This is a genomic window from Clostridium sp. ATCC 25772 (assembly GCF_001573875.1).
Lineage (GTDB): Bacteria > Bacillota > Clostridia > Clostridiales > Clostridiaceae > Clostridium_J > Clostridium_J senegalense.
Window position 1 is genome coordinate 1 of the sequence record NZ_LFRG01000201.1, and the last position, 544, is coordinate 544.

Below are 544 nucleotides of genomic sequence, written 5' to 3' on the forward strand. Positions count from 1 at the left end.
TTTCCACTTCCATTAGGCCCTATAATCCCTACAAATTCTTTATTTTTAACATCAATATCTATGCCTTTTAATATTTTATTTTCATTTTTGTCCTTTTAGGGTATAATATGCATTAGGTATATACATAACTTTTTAACAATCTTGTTATTGTTATTAAAGTTAATTTTCTTATGGAGGTTTTTAATATGTTAGTTTCAGCTAAAGAAATGTTAAACAAAGCTAGAGAAGGTAAATATGCTGTTGGTCAATTCAACATAAATAACTTAGAGTGGACTAAAGCAGTATTACTTACAGCTCAGGAAAACAATTCTCCAGTTATACTAGGGGTATCTGAAGGTGCTGGTAAGTACATGGGTGGATATAAAACTATAGTTGGTATGGTTAATGGAATGTTAGAAGAATTAAATATAACAGTTCCAGTAGCTCTACATTTAGATCATGGTAGTTATGAAGGAGCATTAAAAGTAATAGAAGCAGGATTCTCTTCTGTAATGTTTGATGGTTCTCATTATTCTATTGAAGAAGATATAGAAAAAACAAAAGA

Annotated in this window: 1 protein-coding gene; it reads left to right on the forward strand. The window is 29.4% G+C overall.

Translation table 11 applies throughout. The features are described from left to right. Positions 1 to 185: 185 nt before the first annotated feature. The coding region (locus AZI32_RS17585) for a class II fructose-bisphosphate aldolase (protein WP_206406658.1) at positions 186 to 544 on the forward strand (359 nt) is incomplete at its 3' end.